The organism is Enterobacter sp. PI-10 (genome assembly GCF_027947695.1).
GTDB classification, from domain to species: domain Bacteria; phylum Pseudomonadota; class Gammaproteobacteria; order Enterobacterales; family Enterobacteriaceae; genus Enterobacter; species Enterobacter vonholyi.
The window spans coordinates 270,633-287,570 of record NZ_JAJNOG010000002.1 but is presented as its reverse complement, the minus strand read 5'-3'; the positions used below and the strand labels follow the sequence as shown (position 1 = coordinate 287,570).

The window sequence follows — 16,938 nt, the reverse complement described above, 5'->3', positions numbered from 1 at the left end:
TGTTCATGTTTACACATTCACTCTTTCCGCCACCGTCGTCCTGACACGTTTAGCATTTAAACGGCGTTATGATGTGCTTAGCAAAGCACTGACGCTTATTATTTATTAACGTTTACAGGCGACAGGCTGATGTTCCCTTATATCTCTCATCTGCTCGCAGCGATGCTGCTGGGCGCAATTATTGGCGCGGAAAGACAGTGGCGCCAGCGTATGGCCGGACTTCGTACCAATGCACTGGTTGCCACGGGCGCGGCAGTGTTCATCTTAAGCTCGGTATCCACCTCTCCTGATAGCCCGGGGCGTATCGCAGCGCAGATCGTCTCCGGTATCGGCTTTCTTGGCGCAGGCGTCATTATGCGTGAAGGAATGAATATTCGTGGTCTGAACACCGCCGCCACGCTGTGGTGCTCGGCCGGAATTGGCGTGCTATGTGGTTTAGGCCAGTTCTGGAATGCCGCCATGGCCAGCTTAATTATTCTCTGCGCCAACATATTGCTTCGCGAAGCCGCGCAGCGGATTAATCAGCTGCCCGTGCTCCATGAAGGCGAAAAAAGCTATGTTCTGAAAATCACCTGTGCTGACGAGCATGAAGATGCGGTGCGGCAGAGCATCGTTAATATGGCGAAAGAGTTGACGTTAAGTCTGAAAGCGATTTATTCCGCCACGGCGCAGGCTGAGGGAAAAACCGAAATTCGGGCTGAGGTGATGACCCGTGAGGAATACCGAAAATTACTCGAACTGATTATGGGCAATATGGGCGGGAATAAAATTATCGCGTCCGTTAGCTGTCACGCAATGTAAATACTCAACCGGGCGAGAAGCCCGGTTTTTCAGTTACGCTTCCCTGAATGAAAGCACGCTTTAGAGATTTACTCTGCTTGCGTTTAAATTTAAGTCCGTAATGGCGACCGGTTTTCCAAGCAAGTAGCCCTGAACCTCATCACATTTATTTTCTTTAAGAAAAGCGAGCTGTTCGACGGTCTCCACCCCTTCTGCGGTTACCGCCATGGAATAGGCTTTCCCCAGGTCGATAATTTTCTCCACGACTGACTGGTTCTGCGGCGAGTCACCCAGGGTAAAAATAAAGCTCTTGTCGAGCTTAAGCCCATCAAACTGAAACTTCCGCAGATAGCTCAGAGAGGCGTAGCCGGTTCCGAAATCGTCAATCAGAATGCGGACGCCCATTTTTTTGAGAGACTTCATGGTCTGCAGCGTTTTTTCAGGATCGGAAAGCGTTACGTTTTCCGTCACTTCTATTTCCAGCCGGTTGGATTCAAGCCCTGTTTCGTGAAGTAACTCTTTTATCCTTTCAGCAAGATCGCTTGCCTGGAATTCGATAGCAGAAATATTTACGGATACCGATAATCCCGGCAATTTATCTTTCGTTTCCGCACACGCTTTGCGTATGACCCAGTTGCTCAGGCTAATAATAAGCCCGGTTTCTTCTGCCAGCGGAATAAACTGGTCGGGCATTATGGTCCCCCGAGTCGGGTGCTGCCAGCGTACCAGCGCTTCGACGGCCTCTATTTTAGAATACCGGAGGTTATAACGGGGTTGGTAAACCAGGTAGAGCTGTTCTTCGCGAATCGCGGTCTTCAGCTCTAATTCCAGTTTCCTGCGTTCGGTCAGCTTTTCCGACATATCCGGGCGATAATAGACCCATCGGTTTCTGCCGGATTGCTTTGCCTGATACAGCGCAATATCTGCATAGCGTAGAAGATCGTTTGCGCTGCTGCTATCCCGGGGAGCCTGTGCGATGCCCATGCTTACGCCTATCGCTACCTCATTTCCTTCAATGGAAAAAGGTCGGTTCAGTTCTTGCACGATGCGGCGACACACCTCTTCAATCTGGTCTTGCTGGCTGGTGTTGCCGAGAAGAATCATAAATTCATCCCCTCCCTGCCGTGCGACAAAATCACCTCGTCGAACGCAATATTTAAGACGTGAAGCGACCTCACCGAGCAGAGCATCCCCAGTAGAGTGCCCAAAAATATCATTGACGGGTTTAAACTTGTCTAAATCGAGACAAATCATGGCAAAGGGATAATGGTTAAGGTCTTCTTTAGCCAGCTGACCTGCCAGAAATTCCTTAATATGATAACGGTTCGGCAGACCGGTTAATTCATCATGACGTGACAGAAACTCCACACGTTTTGTTGCTTCAACTTCCTGAGAGACATCGGTTGCCGCGCCTCGCAAAACCACCGTTCCATCAGGCTGAGCAGAAAATTTTGCCAGGAGCGTGCAATATGACGTGGTTTGATGCGCGTGAGTATAAGGACAGTTTTTAAATTCAAAGCGCTCAGTTAAGTCCCGCTGGCTGGCACAGGCATGTGATAACCCGCTTGTCGACGGAAAGAGTTCATCCAGGCTGCGGCCTATCCATTTGCTATTTTCATATCCCGTTATTGTAGTAAAACGACCTGACAGCCATGTTATCTTTAACGATAAATCTGCTTCCCAGAACCAGTCGCTGGTTGTTTCACTGACGTCCCGGAATCGTTTTTCACTCGTAATTAGATTTAATCGCGCCTGCTCAAGGAGAAAGCTATTTTCGTCAAGCATTCTAGCCTTGTGCATAATATGACGCATTAATATTAGCGTCATTGATACCGTCAGAACGACTGAAAGAATGAGTAATGGCAAAAAATAAATTATCAACGCCTGGCCGGGATTTTCACCGTCCCAGATAATTTGCACATCACCATTCTGGGTGCTTAAGGTAAATTCCGTCTGATTATTTATTTGAGAAGTCACTGTAGCCGGTGAGGTACGAACATTCAGAATGCCGGCATCCTGCCCAATCGTGAGGAATTTTTTAGCCGTTAACTTATCTATAAACACCATTGTCGAAGGTTTCCCCGGTAAGGGTTGCACGCTCGTATCATCGCCGGTCGTTATCCATTCAGCAGAAACAATGGCCGGGACCGAATTGATAAGCGTTAGTACAGAAACCGGCAATCCATTTTTTATGCTTATCTCACGCAGTAAACGGTCTTTGGTTGATTTGTCTAACCAGCGCTCCAGATCCTGAAGCTTCAGTTTCCCGTCAACCACGCTGTATCGCGTGCTCCCTTCCGGAGAGAGAACAAACACCCCTTCGTAGCCAAAGTTGTCATACAGGGACTTACCCAGATTCTGCTTATCCCATGCCCAGTGAACGTCTGTGGTCAGATGAAGATGTTTGTAGGCATCTCCCCACTCGGCATTGTCTTTCAAATGACTTCGCATGTTTTCCTGGCGGGTATCCAGGGCCTTACTTAGCAAAAATTCATCGTGCTTGTCGCTGATTTCATTAACATTATCTTTTATTATGAGCAGGGAAATTATTGCTGCAATAAAAATACTTATCAACAACGTTACTATATAGCTAAAAGTTTTATTTATCAGGCCTTTAGAAGGCTCGGTATCCGTGAAGCCCGGATTGTTCAGAGGTAGGGTCATCTTTCGCCTTCTTGACTGCTACTGCGTCGATTCTTATGCCATTTTCATTTATCGGCACAAAATAATAAAAATTTATAGTTAAAAATTCGCAGTTAAAAGATTTTTTATTTTTACAATCCAGATCAAAGTATTAATTATTCACTCACTTACAGACTACACTTGGAAAATTATATATACCGGTAGAAGCGAGTTTTAATCTCACATTTTTTATTTATAAAGAATGCCTGTTAAAACTTTTTTGCTAAAGCATTTACCAGCAAGATGAAATTAAAAAACCGGGCGTAAAGCCCGGCTCTTTTTTCTGACGAAACTGTCGCTATTCGCTCAACCCGCGATTCTCCAGCATCGGTTCAATCTTCGGATCGCGCCCGCGCCAGCTGCGATAAAGTTCAGCCAGATCCGTGCTGTTACCACGAGACAAAATCGCCTCGCGGAATTTTTGCCCGTTTTCACGAGTTAAGCCGCCCTGCTCGACAAACCATTGATAGCCATCATCCGCCAGCATCTGCGTCCACAGGTAGGCGTAATACCCCGCCGCGTACCCGCCGCCGAAAATATGGGCAAAATAGCTGCTGCGGTAGCGCGGCGGTACGGCGGGCAGATCCAGCCCTTCTTTTTTCAACGCTGCCGCTTCAAAGCCTTCAACGTCCGAAACGGCCTCGCCGATGCCGTGCCAGTTCATGTCCAGCAGCGCGGCAGCCAGCAACTCCGTCATGTCATACCCCTTGTTGAAATGGGTCGCGTTGAGCATGCTTTCCCGCAGAGCGTCCGGCATCGGCTCCCCGGTTTCGTAATGGCGCGCATAATGGGTAAACACCTGTGGATGGCTGGCCCAGTGCTCGTTGATTTGCGACGGGAACTCAACAAAATCACGCGGCGTATTGGTGCCGGAAAGCGTGGCGAAACGCTGGCTGGCAAAAAGACCGTGCAGCGTATGGCCAAACTCGTGGAACAGGGTGATCACGTCATCCCACGAGAGAAGCGCGATCCCGCCATTCGTCGGTTTTTGGTAGTTACAGACGTTGTAGATAACCGGACGAGAAGCAAACTCGAAGGATTGTTCGACGAAATTCCCCATCCATGCCCCGCCCTGCTTGGAATCACGGGCAAAAAAGTCGCCGTAAAACAGCGCCATGCCCTCACCGGTGTGGTCGAAAATTTCCCATACGCGGACGTCCGGATGATACACCGGGATATCAAAGCGCTCGACGAAGCGAATGCCAAACAGCTGGCTGGCGGCCCAGAATACGCCATCCTGCAGCACGGTATTGAGCGCAAAGTAGGGCCTGATCTGCGACTCATCAAGGGCATATTTTGCCTGTCGTACGCGCTCGGCATAAAACGCCCAGTCCCAGGCCTGGACGGTGAAATCGCCCTGCTCATCGTCAATGACTTTCTGAATGTCGGCCTGCTCGCGTTCCGCGCGGGCGCGCGCGGCAGGCACAATGCCGCGCATAAATTCCAGCGCGGCGGCCGGGGTTTTCGCCATCTGATCGGCGATGCTCCAGCTGGCGTAATCCTCAAAGCCCAGCAGGCGGGCTTGCCGCGCGCGCAGCGCCGTCAGACGAAGGATCAGCTCGCGAGTGTCGTTTTCATCCCCTTTCTGGGTGCGCGTCCAGCCTGCGTTGAAAAGGTTTTCGCGGGTCTGACGATTGCGCAGCGCGGAAAGCGCGGGCTGCTGAGTGGTGTTCAGAAGCGGGATCAGCCAGCGATCGTTCAGCCCTCGCTCCGCGGCAGCCTGCGCGGCGTCCGCGATTTCACCGGCGCTGAGCCCGTCAAGCTGGTGCGCGTAATCCACCACCAGCCCACCCGTTTTATCGGCAGCCAGCAGGCGCTGGTTAAACTGGCTGGTCAGGGAGGCAGCCTCGGTATTCAGTGCCTTCAGCTCGGCCTTTTCCGTCTCATTCAGACGCGCACCGGCCAGAATAAACCGCTGATACGTCTCCTCGACCAGACGACGGGATTCGGCGTCCAGCGCGGCACGGTCCTGCCAGACGCTTTCCACGCGGGCGAACAGCACGTCATTCAGCCAGATATCGTTTGCCAGCGCGGCAAGCTCGGTGGAGAACTGTTCTTCCAGCTCCTGTAAATACGGATTGGTGTGCGCGGAAGTCATGGCGAAGAACACGCTGCTGACGCGCGCGAGCAAAGCGCCGCTTTTCTCCAGCGCCAGCACGGTGTTCGTGAAGTCAGGCGCAGCGGCCTGAGAGACAATAGCGTTAATGTCCGCCCGCTTCTGGCGAAGGGCTTCATCGAAGGCCGGACGATAGTGGCTGTCGTCGATCTTATCAAAATGGGGTGCCTGGTAAGGCAGCAGGCTGATTTCAAAAAAAGGATTCGTGGCCGTCATCTTTCGCTCCTGAGTACGGGTATCCTCCCAGAGTAGGCCAGGCCGCCATCCCCTGCAACGCCGTCATACAAATGTTGCCTTAACGCACCCTCTGCGGCCGTGCTATGTTAGTACAACACAAAAAGCGTTGAGGAACAGTGAGATGATTATTTTAGTTACCGGGGCAACGGCAGGTTTTGGTGAAAGCATCACGCGTCGCTTCGTCGCCAACGGGCACAAGGTTATTGCGACCGGCCGTCGTCAGGAACGTCTGCAGGAGCTGAAGGACGAATTAGGCGACAGCATCCTGACCGCGCAGCTGGACGTGCGTAACCGCGCGGCGATTGAAGAGATGATTGCTAACCTGCCCGCCGAGTGGCGCGCCATCGACGTGCTGGTCAACAATGCCGGTCTGGCGCTGGGCATGGAGCCCGCCCATAAAGCCAGCGTGGAAGACTGGGAAAACATGATCGACACCAACAATAAAGGGCTGGTCTATATGACCCGCGCGGTGCTGCCGGGCATGGTTGAACGTAATCGCGGCCACATTATCAATATCGGCTCCACCGCCGGAAGCTGGCCTTATGCGGGCGGCAACGTCTACGGCGCGACGAAAGCGTTTGTGCGCCAGTTCAGCCTTAACCTGCGGACCGATCTGCACGGCACCGCCATTCGCGTCACCGACATCGAGCCGGGCCTCGTGGGCGGCACCGAGTTTTCCAACGTGCGCTTCAAGGGCGATGACGCGAAAGCAGACAAAACCTACGAAAACGCTAACGCCCTGACGCCGGAAGATGTCACCGAAACGGTCTGGTGGGTGGCGACGCTGCCAAAACACGTCAACATCAATACAGTAGAAATGATGCCGGTCAGCCAGAGTTTTGCCGGACTGAGCGTCCATCGCGGCTAAATCAGCCCTTCCCGGCCTGCGGGCCGGGTCTGTTTCGGTCTATAAAAGAATGGTAGTATGTTCAGGCTAACTCTCTGAGAAATGACAACTCATGGCCGCTGAATCGCAACTCAACCCCACCCAGCCCGTAAACCAGCAAATCTATCGCATTTTGCGACGTGATATAGTCCATTGCCTGATCCCTCCGGGAACGCCGCTTTCTGAAAAAGAGGTGTCCGTGCGTTTTGACGTTTCCCGTCAGCCGGTGCGTGAAGCGTTTATTAAGCTTGCTGAAAACGGTCTGATTCAGATCCGCCCGCAGCGCGGCAGCTACGTGAACAAAATTTCACTCTCTCAGGTGCGCAACGGCTGTTTTGTTCGCCAGGCCATTGAGTGCGCGGTGGCGCGCCGTGCCGCAACGCTCATCAACGACAACCAGTGTTATCTGCTGGAGCAAAACCTGCATCAGCAGCGAATTGCGATTGACCGTAAGCAGCTGAATGATTTCTTCCAGCTTGATGATGAATTCCACCAGAAACTGGCGCAGATTGCGGATTGCCAGCTTGCCTGGGACACCATCGAAAACATCAAGGCCACCATCGACCGCGTGCGTTATATGAGCCTCGATCACGTCTCCCCGCCGGAAATGCTGCTCCGACAGCATCATGATATTTTCAGCGCGCTGGAAAAACGCGACCCGGACGGCGTGGAAAAAGCGATGACGCTGCATCTGCAGGAAATTAGCGAATCCGTGCAGCTGATTCGTCAGGAAAATAGCGAGTGGTTTAGCGAAGAGTAATATTCGCCGCCCCTTTCGGACGCGGCGATGGGTTTAGCGAACGACTAACACCGGAATAGTGGCGTAGCGCAGGATAGATTCCGCATTTGACCCCAGCAGATGGGTGCTGATGCCCGGATTTTTCGACCCGATGACGATCGCGTCATATTCCCCTTCTTTGCTCAGCCTGATGATTTCATCGCGGACGTTGCCAAAGCGAACCAGGCTGTCAATTTTCTCCGGCGAAATATCGAAAAGTCTTTTTAACGCGTTCATCTTTTTACCGGATTCCTCCGTCATATACTCTTCGAACTTTTTAATATCGGCGTTAAATCCACGCAGCAGGGATCGGCTGCTGGCCGGCAGAATATTGACCAGGGTAATCGAGGCGCCCTCCGCCTTCGCAAGGTTTGCCGCGTGGCGAACCGCTTTGTCGCTCAAATCCATTTCAAACACATCAACAGGCATCAAAATCTTCTTATACATAAGCCTGACTCCTTATTCCGATGAAAGGGTTATTTCCTGTACCCAGAATGGCATCAGGAATATAAACCAACCCTCAACGCTTCCCTGCTGAAACTATCATTTAATGAAAATAACGGTCTGCTTTGTAAATTGCTGTAGTGAACCGTCAGCGCCCGGCACAATAAAGAAAAAAGTGTGAGTTTGATCAAAAACAAAAACATGTGATGCAGACAGGCGTATTTATATGCTCCGTGAACGGCAACCCTGAAATAACGCCGTAACGAACAGGTTAGAGAGGAGAAAATACCATGATGACATACGACCGTAACCGCAATGCAATCACCACCGGCAGCCGCGTCATGATTAGCGGCACGGGCAAAACTGGCGTGATTAAAGCGATCCACAGCGACGGGCTGGATGCCGCGCAGGTGCGCCGCAGCAAAACGGTTGAAGTGGAAGGATGCGAAGGTAAGTTCGAACCGATTGAGCTGATTCGCCTGGGTATGCACTAAACGGTGCGCGGACATGCCGCCGCGCACGGCGGCATGTGCTGAATTACCGTTGAGACACGTACTGCTCCACGGTCGCTTTCGCTCCCTTTTGCAGCAGCGTCAGGTAGGCCTTCATCACCGCGTCAACAAAGACGGCTTCACGCGGTAACTCCTTGCCAAAGATGGCTTCAAGGCCGAGCAGCGCCCTGACCCGGCTTTCCCCTTCCGCACTGCCCTTCACCGTCGCCTGAATCACAGCCAGCTGCGGGTCGCTTACGTCAATCACGTTGCCCTGCTCGTCCACGCCGCCGACATAGCGCATCCAGCCTGCCACGCCCAGTGCAAGCAGCGGGAAAGGCTTCTGATGCACCAGGTGCCAGCGCACGGAATCCAGCATGCGCTGCGGAAGCTTCTGGCTGCCGTCCATCGCAATTTGCCAGGTCCGATGGCGCAGGGCCGGGTTGCTGTAGCGGGCAATCAGGAGATCGGCATAACGTCCTAAATCGACGCCTTTGACCTTCAGCGTGGGCGCCTGCTCGTTGAGCATCAGCGCGTGCGCGGCGCGGCGGTAGTTCTTATCTTCCATGCAGTCGTTGATATGCTGATAGCCCGCCAGATAGCCCAGGTACGCCAGGAACGAGTGGCTGCCGTTGAGCATGCGCAGCTTCATCTCTTCAAACGGGATCACGTCCGACACCAGCTCGGCTCCGGCTTTTTCCCACGCAGGCCGACCCGCCACAAAGTTATCTTCGATCACCCACTGGCGGAACGGTTCACAGGCCACCGCCGCCGGATCGCGCACGCCGGTCAGCCGTTCGATTTTATCCAGCGTATCGGGAGTGACCGCGGGCACGATGCGATCCACCATAGTTGACGGGAAGGTGACGTGGGATTCAATCCAGTCCGCCAGTTCACCGTTTACCGCTCGGGCGTACGCGCAGGTGACATTGCGCATCACGTGACCGTTCTCCGGCATGTTGTCGCAGGACATCACGCTAAACGCCGGCAGACCCGCCGCCTTACGGCGCGCGAGCGCTTCCACGACGACACCCGGCGCGGATTTTGGCTGGTGCGGGTTTTGCAGGTCTGCGAAGATAAACGGATGATCGAGCATCAGTTGCCCGGTCGCCGGGGAATGGCAGTACCCTTTCTCGGTGATGGTCAGCGACACAATCGCCACCTGCGGTTCGCACATCGCGGCCAGCACCGTCTCGAGCCCGTCAACCTGTGCATGCAGCGCCTTTTTGACTACGCCAACTACGCGGGAGGTCCACGCATCGGCAGACATCTCCGCCACGGTATAGAGATTATCCTGGGCCTTCAGATCGGCAATCTGCTGCTCGCCGCCAATCAGGTTAACTTCACAATAGCCCCAGTCGCTGCCGTGTTCAGCGGCAAGGATGTCGGCGTACACCGCCTGGTGCGCCCGGTGAAATGCGCCGAAGCCTAAATGTACAATGCGTGGTTTGAGGCTGTCGCGATCGTACTGAGGCAGCGTCGCGTTGGCCTGTAATAACGTGTTTTCCATGATTAAGACTCGTTAATTAGAAAGCTGTGGATCGCTGCCGCTCTTTCTGAAGCGGCAGCGCCTGCTGACTACACCAACTAGAATGGCAGGTGGAGTAAAAAGAGAACTGCCATCAACCATACCGATACTGCCGTTTGATTTTTTGATATATATTAACTTTTGCTCATCTGGTGTGACATAAAAATAAAGTTGTGTGACAGGTCGCGCAGGCTGTAAACCACTAGCGTCGCGAAGAGACAGCGCCGTAACCCACACTCTCTTCTGGCGCAGACTCGGCTGCGTCATGCGCCGCGCTCAAATCACGGTCGCGCACTTCCGGCATCAGGATCGCCGAGACCAGTCCAATCGCGGAATAGGCCACCAGCATGGCAACAATGGGCCACCAGGAGCCTGTCATATTGCAGAAGATCCCTGCCAGCACCGGACCAAAGCCCACCGCCACCAGACCGCCCGCCTCTTTGGAGATGGCCATACGCGTAAAGCGATTTCGCGAGCCAAACATCTCCGCCATAGTGATATTTTCCAGAGCAAACAGCCCCAGCACGGCGAAGTTATGGATAACGATGATAGAGAGCATGATCGTCCCCGGCGCATAGCTCTTATCGACGATGATCGACAGCATCGGGTAGGCGAGCAGAATGGCGGAGATGTTGAGGATAATATACGGCAGACGGCGCCCCACTTTATCGGAAAGCCAGCCCAGCAGCGGGATGGAGATAAACCCGAGAATGGAGCTTGCCATCAGCGCATCGGTCGGGATGGCCTTATCGAACAGCAGCGTCTGGACCAGATACCCGGCAAGGAACGTCTGGATCAGACCCGAATTACCCGCCTGACCAAACCGCAGGCCGGTCGCCAGCCAGAAGGATTTGCTTTTCACCATCGAACCCAGCGAGGTATCCGGCTGCACGCTTTGTGCATCGTTTACTTTCTCAAAGACCGGGCTCTCCTTGAGATTCATACGCAGCCAGATGGCGAAGATCATTACCACGACGCTGGCGAGGAACGGCACGCGCCAGCCCCAGGCGAGCAGCTCTTCACGATCGAGAGCAAAGAACATCACCGCCCAGATCGCCGTTGCGCTCAGCGTCCCGCAGTTCGTGCCCATCGCCACCAGCGAGGAGATGATGCCGCGTTTTCCTTTCGGCGCGTACTCTGCCAGCATGGTTCCGGCCCCGGAGATCTCAGCCCCGGCGCCCAGACCCTGAATAATGCGCAGCGTCACCAGCAGAACCGGGGCAAAAATCCCGATCTGCGCGTAGGTCGGCAGGACGCCAATCAGCGTGGTGCAGATCCCCATCATGGTGATGGTGATGAACAGCACCTTCTTACGGCCAATGCTGTCGCCCATTCTGCCGAAGATAAAGGCGCCGACAATGCGTGCGATATAGCCTGCGCCGTAGGTCCCCATCGCCAGGATCAGCGCCATCGCGGCGGACTGTTCGGGGAAGAAGATCTCATGAAAGACCAGGGCGGCCCCCAGCGAGTAAAGCTGAAAGTCCATAAACTCCAGAGCGGTGCCCAGCCAGCCGGAAACGGCGGCTTTCACCAGATCGGAGGTGGTTCTTTGAGGTTGTGCTTGCGTCATAATGGCTATCTCTGAAAGGTAAGATGCGTACCACCAGAGCCTGTCTGCGCAGGCTCTTAACCGCGTATTTGATTATTGACCGAACGTCAGTAAGACCTTGCAGCACTGCCACTGGTCTTTTTCAAACAGTTCGATGGCGTCTGTTACATGGTGATAGTCAAAGGTATGGGTGATCAGTTTTTCCGGGTCGATCAGCCCCTTCTTCAGCCAGTCGATGACGACCGGGAATTTATTGGCATTGAGGCGTGAGGAGAAGATCGCCAGCTCTTTGCCGGTGATGCCCTGCTGAACAATCTGGCTCGGCTCGCTGGAAAAGCCCATCAGCACGATGCGCGCCGCTGGCGAGGCCAGGGTTATCGCTTCCTGCAAAATAGATGGATGGCAGGCAGCATCAATGATTAACGTCGGTTTGATGCCTTTTTCCTCCAGCGCGGCCTGCAGCGACTGCTCGCCGTTATTAAAGACCCAATCCGCGCCGCTACGCCGGGCCATCGCCAGGCGCTCGTCTATGCGGTCAACCACGATAACCTGCTTCACCTGATAGACGCCTTTCAGCGCCTGCACGGTGACCAGCCCCATCGGGCCTGCGCCGTAAATCAGCGCGACGTCCTGCCCGGTGGGACTGGCCTGCCCCGTCACGTTGGCGGCGATGGTGAAGGGCTCCACCATAACGGCGTGTTTATCAGGAATGTCATCCGGAATGGGCCAGGCATTTTGTGCAGGTACTGCCGCATATTCGCTGAAGCCGCCGTCACGGTGAACGCCCAGCACCACCAGCGAGGTACAGACGTTCGGTTTTCCCACCGAGCACGGGTAGCAGTGCCCGCAGCTGATCACCGGGTCAACCGAGACGCGCTGGCCCAGGCGGGCAGCGTCAACCCCTTCGCCTGTGGCGTCAATCACGCCAAAGAACTCGTGGCCGATCGTGCGTGGGTATTTCGCAAAAGGATTATGGCCGCGATAGATGTGACTGTCCGACCCGCAGATACCTGCCAGCGTGATTTTCACGCGGACTTCGCCTGCGCCTGGTTCCGGGCGCGGCCGCTCTTCAATCACCAGTTGGTTTGGCTGCTGAATCACTACGCTTTTCATCGTTTGCTCCTCGCTTACCAGTTCCACAGCGTGCCGTCTTCAAGGCGGGCCACCGGCAGATAGGCCGGATCGTAGGGGTATTTCGCCGCCAGCTTTTCATCAAACTCAATGCCCAGCCCCGGCTTATCGCCCGGATGCATATAGCCGTTATCAAAGCGCCAGCTGTGCGGGAAGACTTCCAGCATCTGTTCGGAGTAGCCCATATATTCCTGCACGCCAAAGTTCGGCACCCACAGGTCGAAATGCAGCGCGGCGGCGTGGCATACAGGCGAGAGATCCGACGGGCCGTGCGAGCCAGTGCGCACCTGGTAGAGCGAGGCGAAGTCCGCGATGCGACGCATCCCGGTGATCCCGCCCGCGTGGGTAATGGTGGTGCGGATGTAGTCGATGAGCTGCTCTTCGATGAGCTGCTTGCAGTCCCAGATGCTGTTAAACACTTCCCCCACGGCAATCGGCGTGACGGTATGCTGGCGGATCAGGCGGAAGCAGGCCTGGTTTTCCGCAGGCGTTGGGTCTTCCATCCAGAACATGCGGAATTCCTCGATGCTCTTGCCGAAGCGCGCCGCTTCGATGGGCGTCAGGCGGTGGTGCATGTCATGCAGAAGATGCTCATTGAAGCCGAATTTACTGCGCACCGCGTCGAACAGCTTCGGCGTGAAATCGAGGTATTTTTCGGTGGACCAGAGCTGCTCTTCCGGCCAGTCGCCTTTGGTCGCAGGCTCATAGGCCAGCCCCTTCCCTTTGGCCATGCCGTAGGTGGTTTTCATGCCCGGCACGCCGCACTGCACGCGGATCGCCTTAAAGCCAATCTCTTTATGGCGGGCGTAATCTTCCAGCACGTCGTCAATGGTGTGGCCGGTGGTATGGCAATAGACCATCACCCCTTCCCGGGAGGCGCCGCCCAGCAGCTGGTATAGCGGCATGTTGGCCGCTTTGGCTTTGATATCCCACAGCGCCATATCCACGGCGGAGATGGCCGACATGGTAACCGGACCGCGACGCCAGTAGGCGCCTTTATAGAAAAACTGCCAGAGGTCTTCGATGCGGTGCGCATCGCGGCCAATCAGCTGCGGGCAAAGGTGATCCTTCAGGTATGAGGCCACGGAGAGCTCGCGCCCGTTTAGCGTAGCGTCACCGAGACCGACAATCCCCTCATCGGTGGTGATTTTAAGGGTGACAAAGTTCCGCCCCGGGCAGGTAACAAACACGTCAGCCGCGACAATCTTCATAATTCTTTTCCTTACATCGCTCGTTGTGATGCGGGAAATTTACGCAACCACACTACTACCATACAAGTATAAAGATCATAAAATCAGCTAACGGTCACAAAAACCGGGGGCTCAGGCGCGCCCCCATCCCACCACAATAATCAGCATACCGCACAGGGCAATCAGCGCCCCGGCCCAGTCGTATGCGCTGAGTTTGACGCCGTCCACGACGCGCAACCACAGCAGCGCTGTACACACATAAACACCACCGTAAGCCGCGTAAACGCGACCACTGGCCGCCGGATGCAGCGTTAACAGCCAGACAAACAGGGCAAGCGCGACGCCCGCCGGGATCAGCAGCAGTGCGCTTCCCCCCTTTTTCAGCCAGAGCCAGGGCAGGAAGCAGCCGATGATTTCGCATAGCGCGGTGGCAAAAAAAAGCAGCGTCGTTTTAAGCATATTTCACGTCAGGTGAGGATTTATTTAACCATCATACCTGATGATGCCCTTTACTTTTCCATACTTGCCCCGCGGGTATGCCGTCATTTCGCATTAGTGTAGAATCTGTACGGGGTAACCTGATTACCTGCACCCATTTAAAAGGAAACGCTATGACCACATTAAGCAAACGCCTTTGTCTGACAGCCCTGCTGGCGCTGTCATCGTTCGCCTTTGCCGCCTCTGCGACAGCGGAAACCAGCAAGCTCATTATTGAGTCTGGTGACAGCGCGCAAAGCCGCCAGAACGCCGCTATGGACAAAGAACAATGGAATGACACCCGTAGCCTTCGCCAGAAGGTCAACAAACGTGCCGAAAAAGAGTGGGACAAAGAAGATGTTGCTTTTGACGCACGCGATAAGTGTCAGCAAAGTGCAAACGTCAATGCATACTGGGAGCCAAACACCCTGCGCTGCCTGGATCGCCGCACTGGCCGCACGGTAGCCCCGTAATGTCGGTGTCCTGCGACGTCAAACTCCGTCCGCTGGAGCGTGAAGACCTGCGCTTTGTGCACCAGCTCGACAACAATGCCAGCGTGATGCGCTACTGGTTCGAAGAGCCTTACGAGGCGTTTGTCGAGCTGTCCGATCTCTACGATAAACACATTCACGATCAGAGTGAACGTCGTTTTGTAGTGGAGTGTGAAGGTGAAAAAGCCGGGCTGGTGGAGCTGGTTGAGATCAACCACGTTCACCGTCGGGCGGAGTTCCAGATCATCATTTCCCCTGAGCATCAGGGAAAAGGCCTTGCGTCACGGGCGGCTAAGCTGGCAATGGATTACGGATTCAACGTTCTGAATCTCTACAAGCTTTACCTGATTGTGGATAAAGAGAACGAGAAAGCGATCCATATCTATCGCAAGCTGGGCTTTATGGTGGAAGGCGAGCTGATTCACGAATTCTTTATTAACGGTGAATACCGCAATACCATTCGCATGTGCATTTTCCAGCATCAGCACCTGGCCGGACATAAACCGTCTGGCGCCAGCCTGCTGAAACCGACCGCGCAGTAACCTGCGCGGTTTTATTCTCAGTAGTATTCAATCGTATTTTTGATGGTGTACTTGCGCTCAACGGCGGGTTTGACGCTGTCGTCCGTGATCGTCAGATCGCAGCTCACCGGGTTATTGTGGCGGTCGTAATCGCAGCTCTGCTTCACGTTGCCCAGCGGCTTGTCGTTCAACATGCTCACTGCCGAGTAATCCATTCTTTTGCGAACGTCTTTAGACGGCGTCGACTGTACGGACAGGTGCTGATCCCCGGAGACGGTGGTTTTGCCCAGCGGGTAGCCATCCGCGTCGTAGCGATACTTCACTTCCATCTCTTTGCCGTGCGCCGCCACCACAAAACCGTTGTCGTCGGTATCCCACGTTATCCCGGCTGACGGCAGTTCGGCCAGCTGGCATTTACCCTGCAGCTTCACTTTGCGCTGCTGGGTTTCAGCATCAAGATAGTAATTGGCATCCAGCACCAACGCCACGCCGGTGTTGGCCTCCAGGTCGTGCAGCTCCAGCGTATCGAAACACCCTTCCGACGAGACGGTGCCGGTGACCCGTTTGGACACTTCGCCCTTCTCGTTGAACAGCGTCTGGGTAAAGTCTTTGACCGGGCCGCGCAGCGGGTCAAAATCAAACTCGTTTGAAAAACTCGCCATCTCGGGCGTAAACGACAGCGGCGCGGAGCTGTTGTCGCACCCCACCAGTGTTGCTGCCAGTAGCGTTATCGCTGCGTATATCTTCACATTCATTTCCGTACAGGTAGATTATTCCCAATCATATTAGCAAATACAGCGGCTTACGCGATAGTGAAAACGAATCATCTGAACGCGGAGAAAACCGGTCTCGCCCACGCAGACGGGAAACCAGGCTATATTTTATGGGGAACGGTCAACGCTAAAGGATATATTATGACGGGCATTTCAAAAGAGATTGAATATCACAAAACGAACTTCCTGAATCATCCGTTATTTAATTATCTCAATGACGATGCATTATCGCTTGATGAGCGACTGAGGTTTTTACCCTATATTTCACATTTTGTCATGAGCTTTGCCGATATTAATAAATATATTTTGCCGTTTGCGACGCCCGCCAATGCGCTGGAACGGGCAGTGAATACCCATGCCAGGGAGGATGCCGAACACTGGCCCTGGTTTCTAAACGATCTGCAGACCAGCGGGCAAAATTCCGCCGCTAGCCTCACAGAACACCTGAGCTTTCTGTGGGCTGATAACCTGATTAACAGCCGAAAGCTGACTTACCATTTAATTCAGGCCCTTCACAATCAAAGCGCCAAAATGCGTTTAATCGTAATTGAAGTCATGGAGGCAACCGGCAATGCGACATTTGATACGTTGGCCTCCATAACAAAGGGCACGGATAAACAGCTGGAATACTGCGGTCATTTACATTTGAGTCATGAGACTGGACATTCAATGGGGAGCGAGGATGAGATTGTAGATACCCTGAATTTAACGGAAGAGGAAAGAAATAAAGCCAGCCAGATGATTGCTGAGTGCTTTAATGCGTTTCATCGTTTTTTTGATGAAATATTTGAGAATGTCTCACCAGAGCATTCTCGTTCGATTAAATGATAGCGGCTCGCCGCGCGGGGGAGCCAGCTACGCGTA

16 protein-coding genes are annotated in these 16,938 nt (G+C 54.0%); 7 read left to right on the top strand and 9 right to left on the bottom strand.

Going from position 1 to position 16,938, the window contains the following annotated elements:
* The first annotated feature begins 129 nt into the window (after positions 1-129).
* Positions 130-801 (top strand): MgtC family protein, encoded by a 672-nt coding sequence (locus LRM19_RS05890; RefSeq protein ID WP_127730655.1) that lies wholly within the window; start codon positions 130-132, stop codon positions 799-801.
* A 60-nt stretch (positions 802-861) separates the two neighbouring features.
* On the opposite strand, the gene LRM19_RS05885 is transcribed toward LRM19_RS05890, so the two are convergent.
* Both LRM19_RS05885 and dcp read right to left on the bottom strand, forming a co-directional pair.
* The gene (locus tag LRM19_RS05885) at positions 862-3,444 is read right to left on the bottom strand and encodes a bifunctional diguanylate cyclase/phosphodiesterase (RefSeq protein WP_271367792.1); all 2,583 of its coding nucleotides are present in this window, start codon (positions 3,442-3,444) and stop codon (positions 862-864) included.
* 316 nt (positions 3,445-3,760) lie between these two features.
* Positions 3,761-5,794: a peptidyl-dipeptidase Dcp gene (gene dcp / locus LRM19_RS05880; protein WP_271367791.1), complete on the bottom strand. Its 2,034-nt coding sequence runs from the start codon at positions 5,792-5,794 to the stop codon at positions 3,761-3,763.
* Between the two features lie 142 nt (positions 5,795-5,936).
* On the opposite strand from dcp, the gene ydfG reads away from it, so the two are divergent.
* Together ydfG and LRM19_RS05870 are read left to right on the top strand one after the other, a co-directional pair.
* Positions 5,937-6,683 (top strand): bifunctional NADP-dependent 3-hydroxy acid dehydrogenase/3-hydroxypropionate dehydrogenase YdfG, encoded by a 747-nt coding sequence (gene ydfG / locus LRM19_RS05875; protein WP_023292548.1) that lies wholly within the window; start codon positions 5,937-5,939, stop codon positions 6,681-6,683.
* Between the two features lie 91 nt (positions 6,684-6,774).
* Entirely contained in the window at positions 6,775-7,461 is a 687-nt protein-coding gene (locus LRM19_RS05870) for a GntR family transcriptional regulator (RefSeq protein ID WP_014883681.1), read from the top strand.
* Positions 7,462-7,494: 33 nt separating this feature from the next.
* On the opposite strand, the gene LRM19_RS05865 is transcribed toward LRM19_RS05870, so the two are convergent.
* The gene (locus LRM19_RS05865; protein ID WP_111965759.1) at positions 7,495-7,926 is read right to left on the bottom strand and encodes a universal stress protein; all 432 of its coding nucleotides are present in this window, start codon (positions 7,924-7,926) and stop codon (positions 7,495-7,497) included.
* Positions 7,927-8,213: 287 nt separating this feature from the next.
* On the opposite strand from LRM19_RS05865, the gene ydfZ reads away from it, so the two are divergent.
* On the top strand, positions 8,214-8,417 hold the full coding sequence (gene ydfZ, locus LRM19_RS05860; protein WP_014883679.1) for a putative selenium delivery protein YdfZ: 204 nt from the start codon (positions 8,214-8,216) through the stop codon (positions 8,415-8,417).
* Between the two features lie 43 nt (positions 8,418-8,460).
* Here the strand turns inward: ydfZ and LRM19_RS05855 are convergent, their stop codons facing one another.
* From LRM19_RS05855 to LRM19_RS05835, 5 genes are all read right to left on the bottom strand, one after another.
* Complete coding sequence (locus LRM19_RS05855) at positions 8,461-9,924, bottom strand: mannitol dehydrogenase family protein (protein WP_271367790.1); 1,464 nt, start codon at positions 9,922-9,924, stop codon at positions 8,461-8,463.
* Between the two features lie 220 nt (positions 9,925-10,144).
* Complete coding sequence (locus tag LRM19_RS05850) at positions 10,145-11,512, bottom strand: MFS transporter (RefSeq protein WP_271367789.1); 1,368 nt, start codon at positions 11,510-11,512, stop codon at positions 10,145-10,147.
* Positions 11,513-11,584: 72 nt separating this feature from the next.
* Positions 11,585-12,604: a Zn-dependent oxidoreductase gene (locus LRM19_RS05845; protein ID WP_271367788.1), complete on the bottom strand. Its 1,020-nt coding sequence runs from the start codon at positions 12,602-12,604 to the stop codon at positions 11,585-11,587.
* Between the two features lie 14 nt (positions 12,605-12,618).
* Positions 12,619-13,833, bottom strand: coding sequence for a D-mannonate dehydratase ManD (gene manD / locus LRM19_RS05840; protein ID WP_271367787.1), 1,215 nt, complete (start codon positions 13,831-13,833; stop codon positions 12,619-12,621).
* A gap of 111 nt (positions 13,834-13,944) precedes the next feature.
* Positions 13,945-14,271, bottom strand: a complete 327-nt coding sequence (locus LRM19_RS05835; RefSeq protein WP_111965753.1) for a YnfA family protein — start codon at positions 14,269-14,271, stop codon at positions 13,945-13,947.
* Between the two features lie 152 nt (positions 14,272-14,423).
* Between LRM19_RS05835 and LRM19_RS05830 the strand changes: the two genes are divergently transcribed.
* Both LRM19_RS05830 and speG read left to right on the top strand, forming a co-directional pair.
* The gene (locus LRM19_RS05830) at positions 14,424-14,762 is read left to right on the top strand and encodes a DUF1283 family protein (RefSeq protein ID WP_008502414.1); all 339 of its coding nucleotides are present in this window, start codon (positions 14,424-14,426) and stop codon (positions 14,760-14,762) included.
* Positions 14,762-15,322, top strand: coding sequence for a spermidine N1-acetyltransferase (gene speG, locus LRM19_RS05825; RefSeq protein ID WP_048030664.1), 561 nt, complete (start codon positions 14,762-14,764; stop codon positions 15,320-15,322). Before LRM19_RS05830 ends, speG begins: the two co-directional genes overlap by 1 nt.
* Positions 15,323-15,339: 17 nt before the next feature.
* Here speG and LRM19_RS05820 read toward each other — a convergent pair whose 3' ends face one another.
* Positions 15,340-16,050 carry a YnfC family lipoprotein gene (locus LRM19_RS05820; protein ID WP_271367786.1) on the bottom strand — a complete coding sequence of 237 codons (711 nt, stop codon included), beginning with the start codon at positions 16,048-16,050 and terminating at the stop codon, positions 15,340-15,342.
* A gap of 63 nt (positions 16,051-16,113) precedes the next feature.
* Between LRM19_RS05820 and LRM19_RS05815 the strand changes: the two genes are divergently transcribed.
* Positions 16,114-16,902, top strand: a complete 789-nt coding sequence (locus LRM19_RS05815; RefSeq protein ID WP_249577034.1) for a hypothetical protein — start codon at positions 16,114-16,116, stop codon at positions 16,900-16,902.
* Positions 16,903-16,938: the final 36 nt, after the last annotated feature.

Excerpts from the sequence above, each read along its gene's own strand:
- LRM19_RS05870 (WP_014883681.1), top strand. The coding sequence starts at position 6,775 with ATGGCCGCTGAATCGCAACTCAACCCCACCCAGCCCGTAAACCAGCAA.
- LRM19_RS05845 (WP_271367788.1), bottom strand. The coding sequence starts at position 12,604 with ATGAAAAGCGTAGTGATTCAGCAGCCAAACCAACTGGTGATTGAAGAG.
- dcp (WP_271367791.1), bottom strand. The coding sequence starts at position 5,794 with ATGACGGCCACGAATCCTTTTTTTGAAATCAGCCTGCTGCCTTACCAG.
- LRM19_RS05830 (WP_008502414.1), top strand. The coding sequence starts at position 14,424 with ATGACCACATTAAGCAAACGCCTTTGTCTGACAGCCCTGCTGGCGCTG.
- ydfZ (WP_014883679.1), top strand. The coding sequence starts at position 8,214 with ATGATGACATACGACCGTAACCGCAATGCAATCACCACCGGCAGCCGC.
- LRM19_RS05855 (WP_271367790.1), bottom strand. The coding sequence starts at position 9,924 with ATGGAAAACACGTTATTACAGGCCAACGCGACGCTGCCTCAGTACGAT.
- LRM19_RS05850 (WP_271367789.1), bottom strand. The coding sequence starts at position 11,512 with ATGACGCAAGCACAACCTCAAAGAACCACCTCCGATCTGGTGAAAGCC.
- LRM19_RS05885 (WP_271367792.1), bottom strand. The coding sequence starts at position 3,444 with ATGACCCTACCTCTGAACAATCCGGGCTTCACGGATACCGAGCCTTCT.
- ydfG (WP_023292548.1), top strand. The coding sequence starts at position 5,937 with ATGATTATTTTAGTTACCGGGGCAACGGCAGGTTTTGGTGAAAGCATC.
- speG (WP_048030664.1), top strand. The coding sequence starts at position 14,762 with ATGTCGGTGTCCTGCGACGTCAAACTCCGTCCGCTGGAGCGTGAAGAC.
- LRM19_RS05890 (WP_127730655.1), top strand. The coding sequence starts at position 130 with ATGTTCCCTTATATCTCTCATCTGCTCGCAGCGATGCTGCTGGGCGCA.
- LRM19_RS05865 (WP_111965759.1), bottom strand. The coding sequence starts at position 7,926 with ATGTATAAGAAGATTTTGATGCCTGTTGATGTGTTTGAAATGGATTTG.
- LRM19_RS05835 (WP_111965753.1), bottom strand. The coding sequence starts at position 14,271 with ATGCTTAAAACGACGCTGCTTTTTTTTGCCACCGCGCTATGCGAAATC.
- manD (WP_271367787.1), bottom strand. The coding sequence starts at position 13,833 with ATGAAGATTGTCGCGGCTGACGTGTTTGTTACCTGCCCGGGGCGGAAC.